Origin of the sequence: uncultured Paraglaciecola sp. (assembly GCF_913058035.1) — a bacterium.
Classification (GTDB): domain Bacteria; phylum Pseudomonadota; class Gammaproteobacteria; order Enterobacterales; family Alteromonadaceae; genus Paraglaciecola.
The window spans coordinates 1-12,503 of record NZ_CAJXPA010000134.1 but is presented as its reverse complement, the minus strand read 5'-3'; the positions used below and the strand labels follow the sequence as shown (position 1 = coordinate 12,503).

Sequence of the window (12,503 nt, the reverse complement as noted above, 5' to 3'; positions counted from 1 at the left end):
GTCACATGCACTTAGCAAAACAGAAAAAATTAGAATTAAGAGGTTTTTTAGTATGGAACATTCCACATTAATAATTGAGCCTGCTCTCATAGTTTTATTTCTTCTCTTTTTTTGAACCATCAAAAAAGAGGGAGGCTTTTGCCTTCCTCTTTAATCGAAGTAAATATAAATATTGTTTATGTAAACTAGATATTTATAAAATTACTGAATATTTTCTGAATCAGAAAACTCATTTGCAAATAAAGGGCTGCTTAGGTAACGCTCTGTTGCACTGGCCAAGATAACCACTATATGTTTATTAGCATTTTCGGGCTTTTCTGCCCAGCGTTTGGCTGCTACTACAGCTGCACCAGAAGATATACCCGCTAAAATTCCTTCCTCTTTCATCAAGCGGTATGTCATTGCCATACAATCTTCGTTACTCACTTGCTCTACCGCATCAATAAGATCTAAATCTAAGTTACCAGGAATAAAACCTGCACCTATACCCTGAATCTTGTGTGGCCCGGGAGTAAGATCTTGACCTGCTTTTGCTTGTGTGATGACCGGAGAGTCAGTGGGTTCGACAGCTACAGTAATGATAGCTTTTCCTTGTGTCTTTTTAATATAACGGCTTACACCTGTAATAGTTCCACCAGTGCCAACACCAGCTACAAATATGTCAATCTTCCCATCCGTATCATTCCAAATTTCTGGTCCTGTTGTTTTTTCGTGAATTTCAGGATTGGCTGGATTTTCGAACTGATGCATAGGGATATATCTAGATGGATCAGAAGCAACAATTTCATTAGCAGCAGCAATGGCACCTTTCATACCTTTAGGCGCTTCGGTTAAGACCAAGCTTGCCCCCATCGCTTTTAGTAATTTACGGCGTTCTAAGCTCATAGAACTAGGCATAGTTAAGGTGATCTTATAACCTCTAGATGCGGCAACAAAAGCTAGAGCGATACCAGTATTTCCACTTGTAGCTTCAACAATTTCGTTGCCCGGTTTAAGTATGCCTCTTTTTTCAGCGTCCCAAATCATGTTAGCACCAATGCGGCATTTAACACTAAAACTTGGATTTCTTGATTCGATTTTTGCGTAAACGTTGCCACCAGTAACACGATTAAGCCTAACCAAAGGAGTTTTACCAATTGCGAGTGTATGGTCGTCGTATATTTGCATAGTTGTTTCCTTGCTTAATATTATTTCTTTACGATGTAAGCTTGATTGTTACACCGTGAATTGATTATTGATAGAGCCTGTTTCTTATATATATATGAAACAACAATAGGCCATATAAATATTATTGATGCGTATAGCCGCAGCATTTGTTTTATCATAAAGACATTCAACTCAAGAGGTAAGAGTGGGAGGCTTCATTTAAAGAGCTTTTTTCGCTATATCTTATGGTTAATCAATTGTTAATAAGGTTTGAGGTTTTACATGGCGTTTAATGGAACAGAAAAATATATTGCTAGTCGTGAGTTGCAACTTGCTGTCAACGCGGCTATTACCTTAGAAAAACCGTTGCTGATTAAAGGTGAGCCAGGTACAGGAAAGACTATGCTGGCGGAAGAGCTAGCAAAAAGTCTAGATGCTAATTTGATCCAATGGCATATTAAGTCCACCACTAAAGCGCAGCAAGGTTTATACGAATACGATGCAGTCTCTCGCTTGCGTGATTCGCAACTTGGAGATGAAAAAGTTCATGATATAGGTAACTATATTGTCAAAGGTAAGTTGTGGCAGGCATTTGACGCAGAAAAACGTACTATATTACTAATTGATGAGATAGATAAAGCAGATATCGAGTTTCCAAATGATTTGTTGTTAGAACTTGATAAAATGGAGTTTTTTGTTTATGAAACTCAACAATTAGTTAAAGCTAAACAACGCCCTATTGTAATTATTACATCGAACAATGAGAAAGAATTACCAGACGCTTTTTTACGTCGCTGCTTCTTTCATTATATTCAATTCCCCGATGCTGACGAAATGCGTCAAATTGTAGATGTGCATTTTCCAGAAATTAAAAAAATATTACTCAATCAAGCCTTACAATCATTTTTTGATTTGCGTGACGTGCCCGGGCTTCGTAAAAAGCCATCTACCTCAGAATTATTAGATTGGTTGAAATTATTGGTAGCTGAAGATATTCCAGCAGAAGCGTTACAAAATAAAGATGGCAAAAAAAGTATTCCACCGCTATACGGTGCATTACTAAAAAATGAACAAGATATTCACCTATTCGAAAAACTGGTCTTTATGGCGCGTCGTTAATGTTGGTTGACTTCTTTTTTAAACTCAGAGAATACCGCTTATCAGTGAGTCTAAGAGAGCTTCTTGACCTGCTTAACGCGTTAGAAAAATGCGTGATATTTGCCAGCATTGACGATTTTTATTTTTTATCAAAAATAATCATGGTCAAAGATGAAAGTCAATTTGATAAATTTGATCGTGCTTTTGCAGATTATTTTGAGGGGGTACAAAGTATTGACTTGTTTGGAAAGGACATTCCAGAAGAATGGCTTAAAAATGCTTTAGAGCGCCATTTTAGCGAAGAAGAAAAAGCTCAGATAAAAGCTTTGGGTGGCCTTGAAGAGTTGATGAAAACACTGAAGGAACGTCTGGCAGAACAAGAAAAGCGTCATCAAGGAGGAAATAAATGGATTGGTACAGGGGGTACATCACCTTTTGGCGCGAATGGTTATAATCCCGAGGGAGTTCGTATAGGCCAACAGGGCAACCGTAATTTCTCAGCTGCTAAAGTTTGGGATAAGCGAGAATTTAAAAACCTCGCCGGTGATGTTGAGCTAGGCACCCGCAACATTAAAGTTGCGCTGCGCAAATTACGTAAGTTTGCCCGAACAGGAGCCACTGAAGAACTAGATATTCCTACCACCATTGGTGCTACAGCAAAAAATGCTGGGTTTTTAGACATACATATGGTTAAAGAGCGTCACAACGCAGTAAAAGTGTTGATGTTTTTTGACGTTGGTGGTTCGATGGATGCGCATATCAAAGAATGTGAAGAACTGTTTTCAGCAGTGCATACTGAGTTCAAACATCTTGAATACTTTTATTTTCATAATTGTATATACGAAGGTGTCTGGAAAGACAATAAAAGACGTGACAGAGAAATTATACCCCTTGCTAACGTCATTCATAAATATGGCGCTGACTACAAACTAATATTTGTAGGTGATGCAACTATGGGGCCTTATGAAATTACCTATCCAGGCGGGAGTGTAGAACACTGGAATGAAGAAGCCGGTTCTGTTTGGATGCGACGCTTGCTGCATCACTTTGAACATGCGATATGGCTTAACCCTCAGTTAAGTCAGTACTGGAATTATTACGCTTCAGTTAGCATAATGAAAGAGATAATGACCGACAGAATGTTTCCCCTCACGCTAGATGGAATAGGAGAGGGAATAAAAAGTCTAACCAAAAGAAGCGGTTAAAATAGACAATTATGGATAAATATACATCTTCACAATCTAGTCAAACTGATAGTCAATTAGATGCTGGCTTAGAGTCTGAGAGTATAGGTCTTAGTCATGAAAACGAGACTTTAAGTCACAAAGAAACCCGACAAATTGTCACGCCATATGCATTTTTTGTGGCGGACGATTTGTTGGGAACACCACTTGCTGCGCCATTTCGTCGTTGTCTTGGAATGTTAATAGACTTGTTTTGTATCGCTTTACTGACTCAAATCAGCAGTTTGGTATTGGCTGCCATCGCTGCTTGGACATTTTTTAAAGCTGGTAATCGCTTAAAAACTAAAAAACGTTTTAATGCCGGTCGGATTTTCTTGCGGTTGCTTGTCACTTTATTGTTATTTATTGTGGCGGTAGGTATTTTTGATGAGATTAATGACAAGCATACTCCAGATGAAGTCTTGCCCGATAATTTCGTTAGTATTGACGATACTTCTGGTGGATTAGAGTTAATTGCTTTAACTGCAACATATGTGTCAGATACTAAAAAGATGAAACAACAAGTTATTCAGGGCGAGTGTAAACCTGCATTCGATTGTGTTCAAACACTAGGTCAACAGCTTGTAGAAGACATTGTTGGTCTTGATAAAGATATTGTCGATAAGGCATTGGAACTTTATTTAAAATCAGTGACAGAAATTTTATCTGCACAACAACAAACTAAGTTAACTACCCAATTGCAACATTTTGTTGAATCAAAAAAAATAGTCAAAATCAACGATAAGCCGCTATCTTTAGTGTCAGACAGTCACAATCAAAAAAATAACAAACCTTATACCCAATCTAACGGCTTTATTAATTGGTTAGAAAACGTAATGGAGGAGTTAGGCTTAGGCTTAGGTTGGGCGGCGTTTTATTTTAGTATATTTACCGCATGGTGGAAAGGGCAAACACCGGGCAAAAAGTTGTTGGGTGTTAAAGTGATTAAACTCGATAATTGTCCCTTAAACCTGTGGGAGAGCTTTGGCCGTTACGGTGGATACGCAGCAGGTTTAGCAACAGGGCTTATGGGATTTTTACAGGTTTTTTGGGATCCTAACCGTCAAGCTATTCATGATAAAATCTCTGAAACCTTAGTGATTGATTTGCGCAAACCGAAAGTTCCTTTTATTAAAAAAATGGCAGAATAATTTATATGGCAAATAGGATCACCCAGTTACTCACTTACTGGTCTGAAGACAGAGATAAACATTTGTGGGTCTTAGCCACTATTATACAAACTGACGGTTCTTCTTACCGAAAAGCAGGGGCCATGATGTTGATAAATGACATGGGGCAATATTTTGGATTGTTGAGTGGCGGGTGTTTAGAGTCTGACATTATGCGTCAAGCTCGACGTTGCTGGGACAATCTGCAGAATCGTATTATCGAATACGATATGCGTGAAGAAGAAGACCTTGCTTGGCAACTAGGTATTGGTTGTGGTGGTATGGTTAAAATTTTGTTGCAACCGGTTCATGCCGATAATGACTATCTAAAACTTGATGAGATGAGTCGTTATTTAGAGCTAAGACAAAAAGTGGAATATCAACAACAAATTGATGAAGGTATGCCAAACAATAAAGTGCTGCCTGTGTCAGACGTACTGCACAATCCTTCAGCAAAGATACAATCCAATGCAGGAGTTGATATTTTTGTACAACAACTTAGCCCTGCGCCTTTACTTGTTGTATTTGGTGCAGGTGTTGATGCAAAGCCAGTTGTGTCGATAGCGGCAGAACTGGGATGGCAAGTATTGCTTGTCGACCCACGTGTAGGTTATGCAAAAGTAGAGTTTTTCTCCAAGGCCAGTGAGATTATTCGTCAATCGCTAGACGAACTGTGTGACGCAACTTGGCTTAGTCAGATAGATGCTGCATTGATACTGACACATAATATAAAATTGGATGCCGCAGCACTGGCATTAGTTCAAAACAGCAGCGCTAAGTATGTAGGTTTACTTGGACCTATTCATCGCACTGATAGAGTATTGGATATTGCAAAGCTAAGTAGAGATAATTTGACTAAACCTTTGGCAAACCCAGTAGGTTTTCGATTAGGTGGCGAATTACCTGAATCTATCGCTTTGTCTATGATTTCAGAGGCACATGCAGTGTTAGAAAAAGCAGATGGTTTATCTATAAGTGGTGTGTTGAAACAATGAAAACCGAACTGTTAATGTTAGCCGCGGGACAAAGTAAACGTTTCGGCGGCATCAAACAACTTGCAGACATTGGTGGACAACCGATGATTTGTCATTGTTTGTCACAGTATCGTCGAGGTGAAAAATGGTTAAACGGCATATCGAATGGATGTGTTGTATTAGGTTCAAATGCTGCGTTAATTACTCAGGTGCTGCCGAATAACGTGAATAAGTATGTTGTTGACTTATGGTTAAACGGAATGGGTTATGTTTTAGCTCAATCTATACACAATGTTGCTGTTGACACATCTCATGTGCTAATTGGTTTAGCTGACCAAGTCGCAATCAGTCAATCTATGATTAGTCATTTACTAGATGAATCCAAAAATCACCAGGGTCAAATTATTGCTGCACAATATAACGGCGGGTTAGGGGCCCCAGTGATATTCCCAAAAGATTACTTCTGTGAGTTAAGGCAATTAACAGGTGATAAAGGCGCAAAAGTATTACTCAAGCAATACTCACAAAAACTTATTAGTTTAACTATGCCAGAAGCGGCACTTGATGTTGATACGCCAGAGGATCTTAAATTACTTTTGTCAGGTTAAGTACCAAGTTTTGAGCCTATGATTTTAATAATTAGTCAAATAAGTGAAAATTGTTTCAAAGCGTCGCCATCCTTGGCTACTTTACAATATTAATTACAATTTAAGATTCTAACTATCAAATGTCTTCACACCTTTGATAGGTTTTTCAGGGTTAAAATTATCGGCAAATTGATGATTAGCATCTCGGTGACCTGCCTCATCGTTTCTGACCGCTATAATGACATCCCGCAGAGTTGCATTGGCAGCAAGTTTCCAATAATCAATCGCAATCGCTGGAGCGGGGACATTCTCTAAGCGACCACTGTCTACCTCGGCTAAGTATTCGCTGTAGCTATACACTGCTTCTTCTTCAAAATAACCTACGAGTCGATGTGCTGTTCGTCCAGAGACAACATATAAAATCAAAAAACTAAAGAAAAACACACCTTGGGCCAACAAAATAAGCATTCTTTCTAAAAAACTTGGCTGGGCAATTTGAACAAACGTAAACAAGTGCATGCGTTCATTTTCAGCTTCTTCCAAAAGTGTATGGATTGCTTCTCTATCGTCTTCCATTCGACGTAGTGAGCGCATGTGACGTAACATTCCGGCAACCATTCCAGGTACTGCTGCAACTGTTTCCAATACTACTGCGCGGTGACCATAACGCTTATTAAAAAATAGGTCTGCAAAAAAACGTAGCATCTTGGTCAAATTGAATGCAAAACGGTCAGAAAACCCCGAAGGAGTATGGTGTTTACTCAGCGGGTCGTTGTTGAGTGCTGGTGAAGAAGACTCAAGGGCATCTTTCATGGTAACAATCTCCAATAATAAAAAGGGTTAATACCCTAAAGACGAATGTCTATATGGGGTTAAATCATGGCACTATTAGTGATGATACTCGCCAATTGGAGAGCATCATTTTTAAACTAATTTGTGTTAACGCTTAGTTATTTAAAAATATTTAAAAATAAACTATGTATACATCCTCCAGTATTGAATAATTAAGTCCTCAGCGTGATTACTCGAAAAAACTCATACCTATGGGCTAATCTCATTTGGAAATATGAGTCTAGCCGTAACATAATGATGAAGTTTACAAATGAAAAGTGTTAAGTAAATACGATTCAATTAAACAAGTATGTACTAATAATAACAACATCACGTTTTCTGTGATGTCAGCACAAATTCGTATGACTTAAGCTACAAAAAATTCATAAATGAAATTTCAAAATAATTAAAATGCAAAATTAAATAGTAGTCAGAATCCAGATTTAGGTACCGCACAGCTGGAAATTGATAATAAATTTAAATCATTTTATGTGCATTCATTACGCGTTTTTTGTCCATAGAGGATCACATAACAACTACAACGCATTATTTTTTCAAATAGTGACACTTATTCGGCTTAAAATTTTTGAATTTAGACAATTTATGATTGTTTATAGGATGGATTATTCAATTCAATGTCGCAAAATAATTAGTGACACTTGGCTTTATTCCTTAGCTGCGACCGTTTGAACTATTTGATGTATAAGCAATATCAATTGCGTGTAAATCATGACTCATTCACATTACTTAGTCTGGTTGTATACATGTATTTTATAGCTCATTTATTTTATAAGCCTGCATATATTAATTTGATAATAAAAAAAACTAAATAGAACGATAAAATGGCATCTGAATAATTAATCCATTGATCCCGATAATCTGACTGGATTATGTCGAAATGTAATACAAATGTTACGTCCAATAACATATAAAAATAATAGTTAGATAATTCGAAATTTTTAGTCACTCAGTGCAAACAAAAACATGATGCTAAATATACGCAATAATTGGATAGTCATAATTAATGCTGCCGTAAATATAATGAGAAATGCAGCGCATTTTTAGAACTTATCAACTAGTCCTATTTAGTAGGTCGAGTAAAAAATATACCACTTTGCTATTCGTTATAATAAGTATGTGGTCTACATATGTTACTTTTTTTTTGATAACGATGCGTACCCATTCAGATAAAATAAAATTATATTATCGTTTTATTTTTGCCTCTTTAAAATTACAAACTTTACCCAATATATATCTTATGAATCAAAATAAACGATTATCCAGAAGTATCCTCTATTCTATCATTGCTGTTACCAGTTTGTGGTGCCTCAAGTCGGCTGAGATATTATTTGGTTTAAATTTATCTTTTATGGGACTAGTGCCCTTAGACTTGATGGGAATATTAGGCATAATTACGGCTCCTTTGGTGCATGGTTCTTTGGAGCATATTTTTAATAACACCTTTGCGATCCTTATTTTAGCTAGCTTCTTGTATTACGGATATCCGAAATCATGGTGGAAAGTGTTATGTCTAGTCTGGATTTTGTCAGGTATTGGGGTGTGGATATTTGCCCGTCAAGCTAACCACATTGGTGCTAGTGGTATTACCCATGGTTTATTTTTCTTTTTGTTTGTCGCTAGTATATTTCGCCGTGATAAAAGTTCAGTGGCCATCATGATGATTGCATTTCTATTATACGGCGGTATGACAATGACCATCTTTCCTAGAGAAGAAGGAATATCCTTCGAGTATCATTTTTTTGGTGCCTTAGCAGGTGTAGTTGCCGCTTTAATATGGCGAAATAGCGACCCAAAACCAGCGGTAAAACGTTATGAATGGGAACAGGATAGTTCGGAAAATAATATTGAAATTGGAGATGAATGGGAAGTTGATGCCTCCACAGAATTAGAGGATAAGCCTCGGCTTCACTAAGGATCATTATGCAGCAAATAAAAACGTTATCAGAACATTTCACTTTATTGTTAAGAGTGCGGTATGGTGAATGTGATGCTCAGCAAGTAGTATTTAACGCTCGATATGCGGACTATATCGATATTGCTATGACTGAGTATTTTAGAGAAGCAGTGGGTGGTTTTCAATATTTACTTGATCAAGGTTTAGATAATCAAGTGGTCAGTTTACATATTGATTGGCATTCATCTGCAAAGTTTGATGACGTTTTGGCAATTTCTGTAACATCAACAAAGCTGGGTAATACCTCTTATGGTTTTGAGATATCGATCAACGATTATATTTCTCAAAAATTGATTGCTAAAAGTAGCATGACATACGTGATGGTCGATACCCAAAACTATCAAAAAACATTAGTGCCTGACTGGTTACGAGAAAAGTTACTTTCGTCTGCATTATTGCCAATAGTTAATCATGCTGGTGTTCCTAATTAATGTGGTTACATATGCATTAGTAACTGCTTTTTTGGAATCAACATAATATCTGTTCTTTCTACTTATAATTGTTACCAGTTTCAAATATAGGTTTTAGAGCTTAGGGAGCAAATCTTTTTTGCCTTAAAACAACCAATGTTAGATGCATATAAAATCCTAATACTGGTAACAACAATCTCGTCGATCTTTGGAAAGTAGCACCGATTAATAAGTATACCTAGCTGTAGACTATTGATTTTGTGAGCGATAGCAGATGATATCGTTTGAGTAAAAGCCAAGCATAATTTTTATTGAGGCCTCTTTATTGAGCTCTCTTTATTGACTTTATTGAGCCTTATGAACGCATGCTTGTTTTTTAGGTTATATTTATCTCAGCAACTTACCAATCAATCAATCATTGTGTATCCGCGGGCATGTCATGAGTAAAATAATACAGATATTTCTTATCAGAGCGCAGGAATATAGCAGTATCCACGTCACTTTAAACAATGCCTAGATTGTTTATATAAGTAATGTCTTGTCGTTAACACAACTTGCAACGATTTTTACTCAGTACCTGTTAGGTACTTATTAATTAATCAGCTTTGCACTTCATAAAAACAGTAATAACACCGGTAAAAACCATTATCTTGATATTTGATACTGGTATAATGTATTTTATTATTCGCAAGTTTTATCAAGAGGGTACATTAATGGCCGAGGCCGACAGTCGTCCGACCAATTTTATTCGTCAAATCATAGACAAAGATATTAACGAAGGTTTGCATACAAAGATCCAAACGCGCTTTCCGCCAGAGCCTAACGGTTATCTTCACATTGGTCATGCGAAGTCTATTTGTCTTAATTTTGGTATTGCCCAAGATTATCAAGGTCAATGTAACCTTAGATTTGACGACACTAACCCAGAAAAAGAGGATATTGATTACGTTAACGCTATTCAACAAGACGTGTCTTGGCTAGGTTTTGAATGGGATGGTGATGTACGTTATTCGTCCAATTACTTTGACCAGCTCTATGATTTTGCAATTGAATTAATTAACAAAGGTTTAGCATACGTAGATTTTTCAAGTCAAGAACAGATGCGTGAACTTCGCGGAACCTTAAAAGAACCTGGTAAAAATAGTACTTTCAGAGACTCTTCGATTAGTGAAAACTTAGCCTTATTTGAAAAAATGCGAAGTGGTGATTTTAAAGAAGGTCAGTGTCTGCTCAGAGCTAAAATAGATATGAGTTCAGCCTTCATGTGCATGCGAGACCCTGCATTATACAGAGTCAGATTTGCTCACCATCATCAAACTGGTGACAAGTGGTGCATTTATCCAATGTACGACTTTACTCACTGTATTTCTGATGCGATTGAAGGCATTACCCACTCTTTATGCACGTTGGAGTTCCAAGACAATAGGCGTTTATATGATTGGGTACTAAATAATATCACTATTGATACCACACCACATCAATACGAATTTTCAAGATTGAATCTTGAATATACAGTACTGAGTAAACGAAAATTAATACAATTAGTTGAAGAAAATCAAGTCAACGGTTGGGATGACCCACGCATGCCGACGGTTGCAGGCTTGCGCCGAAGAGGTTACACATCAGCTTCTGTTCGAGAATTTTGCAAACGTATTGGTGTTACCAAAATGGACAACATGGTAGAAATGTCCATGCTTGAAGCTTGTTTAAGAGAAGAGTTAAACACTGACGCAAGTAGAGCAATGGCGGTGCTTAAACCACTTAAACTGGTAATTGAAAACTACGAAGGTGATGATGTCAAAAATCTAACCACGCCAAACCACCCAACCGATGAATCGATGGGTTTCAGAAATGTACCCTTTAGCAAAGAAATCTATATTGAAGCAGAAGATTTTAGAGAAGAAGCTAACAAAAAGTTCAAACGTTTGGTATTAGGTAAAGAAGTACGTTTAAGAAACGCTTATGTGATCAAAGCTGAACGAGTTGAAAAAGACGACCAAGGCAATGTTACTACTGTTTATTGCAGCTACGATAAAGACACCTTAGGTAAAGATCCTGCTGATGGGCGAAAAGCTAAGGGTGTTATTCACTGGGTGTCTGCCTCACACGGTGTCAAAGCTGAAATACGTTTATACGATAGATTGTTTAAAGTCCCTAATCCGGCGGCAGAAGAAGACTTACTAGCGTGTATCAATGAAGAGTCTTTAGTCGTTAAACAAGGAATAGTTGAACCCAGTCTTATAGATATTGAAGTTGGTATGCCAGTTCAATTCGAAAGAACGGGGTATTTTTGTAAGGACAAAGACAGCCAGGGTGAGAAGTTAGTGTTTAATCGCGCAGTAGGCTTAAGAGACACTTGGGCTAAAATGGATCAAGGTTAAAAAAACTTTACTGAAGTAATAAAAAAAACTGGACGTTTCACGTCCGGTTTTTTTATTACTTGAACTTAATCTGCTGTCTGATGTGATTATCTTGGTATGAAGCCTTAGTTAAGCTGCCTCAGTTATTTACTTAGGTTGAGAATCGAATGTCTGACCATTTTCCTTGCTTGATTGCATATCCATCAAGTATAAATACAACGTCATTACCTCTTTTGCTGTTTTTAAACTATTAGAATTTTCTGCTGGAAACGCTTTTGCTCGCATAGCCGTTTTTGTTGCACCAGGGTTAATACAGTTAAATCGAATATTACTATTTTCATATTCATCAGCTAAAATCTGCATCATGCCTTGAGTAGCAAACTTAGAAATGGAGTAGGGTCCCCAGTATGCTTTTCCCTTTAATCCAACACTCGATGTTGTGAATATAACCGAAGAGTGAAGAGCCTTTTTTAAAGTTGGTAATAACGCTTGAGTCATCAAAAACTGACTGGTTACATTAACCTGAAATACATCTTGCCAATCTTGCTCGCTAATCTGCGCAAAAGGTCCTAAATGCCCCAACATACTGGCGTTATGTAACAAGCCGTCTAAACAACCAAATTGGTCATTTATAGTGCTAGCCATATCACGATAATGTTTTGCCGTTGCTCCTTTTAAATCCAAGGGAACAATGGCGGGTTCATTACCGCCATTATTAATTATTTCATCG

Annotated in this window: 11 protein-coding genes; 8 read left to right on the top strand and 3 right to left on the bottom strand. The window is 37.3% G+C overall.

Annotated features, from left to right (window positions below):
* Window positions 1-201 precede the first annotated feature (201 nt).
* A complete protein-coding gene (cysK, locus tag QZ562_RS15530) occupies window positions 202-1,167 on the bottom strand; it encodes a cysteine synthase A (protein WP_293761942.1) in 966 nt (321 codons plus the stop codon).
* A gap of 261 nt (window positions 1,168-1,428) precedes the next feature.
* On the opposite strand from cysK, the gene QZ562_RS15525 reads away from it, so the two are divergent.
* The 5 genes from QZ562_RS15525 to QZ562_RS15505 are packed head-to-tail and all read left to right on the top strand — an operon-like array spanning window position 1,429 to window position 6,218.
* Window positions 1,429-2,265, top strand: a complete 837-nt coding sequence (locus QZ562_RS15525) for a MoxR family ATPase (RefSeq protein WP_293761940.1) — start codon at window positions 1,429-1,431, stop codon at window positions 2,263-2,265.
* On the top strand, window positions 2,265-3,449 hold the full coding sequence (locus tag QZ562_RS15520) for a VWA domain-containing protein (RefSeq protein WP_293761938.1): 1,185 nt from the start codon (window positions 2,265-2,267) through the stop codon (window positions 3,447-3,449). Before QZ562_RS15525 ends, QZ562_RS15520 begins: the two co-directional genes overlap by 1 nt.
* An 11-nt stretch (window positions 3,450-3,460) precedes the next feature.
* On the top strand, window positions 3,461-4,618 hold the full coding sequence (locus QZ562_RS15515) for an RDD family protein (RefSeq protein ID WP_293761936.1): 1,158 nt from the start codon (window positions 3,461-3,463) through the stop codon (window positions 4,616-4,618).
* A gap of 5 nt (window positions 4,619-4,623) precedes the next feature.
* Entirely contained in the window at window positions 4,624-5,631 is a 1,008-nt protein-coding gene (locus QZ562_RS15510; RefSeq protein ID WP_293761934.1) for an XdhC/CoxI family protein, read from the top strand.
* Window positions 5,628-6,218 (top strand): nucleotidyltransferase family protein, encoded by a 591-nt coding sequence (locus QZ562_RS15505; protein WP_293761932.1) that lies wholly within the window; start codon window positions 5,628-5,630, stop codon window positions 6,216-6,218. The genes QZ562_RS15510 and QZ562_RS15505 overlap by 4 nt, the downstream gene beginning before the upstream one ends.
* Before the next feature lie 108 nt (window positions 6,219-6,326).
* Here the strand turns inward: QZ562_RS15505 and QZ562_RS15500 are convergent, their stop codons facing one another.
* Entirely contained in the window at window positions 6,327-7,010 is a 684-nt protein-coding gene (locus QZ562_RS15500; RefSeq protein ID WP_293761930.1) for an alternative oxidase, read from the bottom strand.
* A gap of 1,276 nt (window positions 7,011-8,286) precedes the next feature.
* Between QZ562_RS15500 and QZ562_RS15495 the strand changes: the two genes are divergently transcribed.
* From QZ562_RS15495 to glnS, 3 genes are all read left to right on the top strand, one after another.
* Complete coding sequence (locus QZ562_RS15495; RefSeq protein ID WP_293761928.1) at window positions 8,287-8,961, top strand: rhomboid family intramembrane serine protease; 675 nt, start codon at window positions 8,287-8,289, stop codon at window positions 8,959-8,961.
* Between the two features lie 8 nt (window positions 8,962-8,969).
* Window positions 8,970-9,434, top strand: a complete 465-nt coding sequence (locus QZ562_RS15490; protein WP_293761926.1) for a thioesterase family protein — start codon at window positions 8,970-8,972, stop codon at window positions 9,432-9,434.
* 692 nt (window positions 9,435-10,126) lie between these two features.
* The gene (gene glnS / locus QZ562_RS15485) at window positions 10,127-11,794 is read left to right on the top strand and encodes a glutamine--tRNA ligase (protein ID WP_293761944.1); all 1,668 of its coding nucleotides are present in this window, start codon (window positions 10,127-10,129) and stop codon (window positions 11,792-11,794) included.
* 126 nt (window positions 11,795-11,920) lie between these two features.
* On the opposite strand, the gene QZ562_RS15480 is transcribed toward glnS, so the two are convergent.
* A partial coding sequence (locus QZ562_RS15480) for a YciK family oxidoreductase (RefSeq protein ID WP_293761924.1) occupies window positions 11,921-12,503 on the bottom strand: 583 nt, incomplete at its 5' end.

Coding starts and splice junctions, on each gene's coding strand:
- QZ562_RS15525 (WP_293761940.1), top strand. CDS start 1,429: ATGGCGTTTAATGGAACAGAAAAATATATTGCTAGTCGTGAGTTGCAA.
- QZ562_RS15505 (WP_293761932.1), top strand. CDS start 5,628: ATGAAAACCGAACTGTTAATGTTAGCCGCGGGACAAAGTAAACGTTTC.
- QZ562_RS15510 (WP_293761934.1), top strand. CDS start 4,624: ATGGCAAATAGGATCACCCAGTTACTCACTTACTGGTCTGAAGACAGA.
- QZ562_RS15520 (WP_293761938.1), top strand. CDS start 2,265: ATGTTGGTTGACTTCTTTTTTAAACTCAGAGAATACCGCTTATCAGTG.
- cysK (WP_293761942.1), bottom strand. CDS start 1,167: ATGCAAATATACGACGACCATACACTCGCAATTGGTAAAACTCCTTTG.
- QZ562_RS15490 (WP_293761926.1), top strand. CDS start 8,970: ATGCAGCAAATAAAAACGTTATCAGAACATTTCACTTTATTGTTAAGA.
- QZ562_RS15495 (WP_293761928.1), top strand. CDS start 8,287: ATGAATCAAAATAAACGATTATCCAGAAGTATCCTCTATTCTATCATT.
- QZ562_RS15515 (WP_293761936.1), top strand. CDS start 3,461: ATGGATAAATATACATCTTCACAATCTAGTCAAACTGATAGTCAATTA.
- glnS (WP_293761944.1), top strand. CDS start 10,127: ATGGCCGAGGCCGACAGTCGTCCGACCAATTTTATTCGTCAAATCATA.
- QZ562_RS15500 (WP_293761930.1), bottom strand. CDS start 7,010: ATGAAAGATGCCCTTGAGTCTTCTTCACCAGCACTCAACAACGACCCG.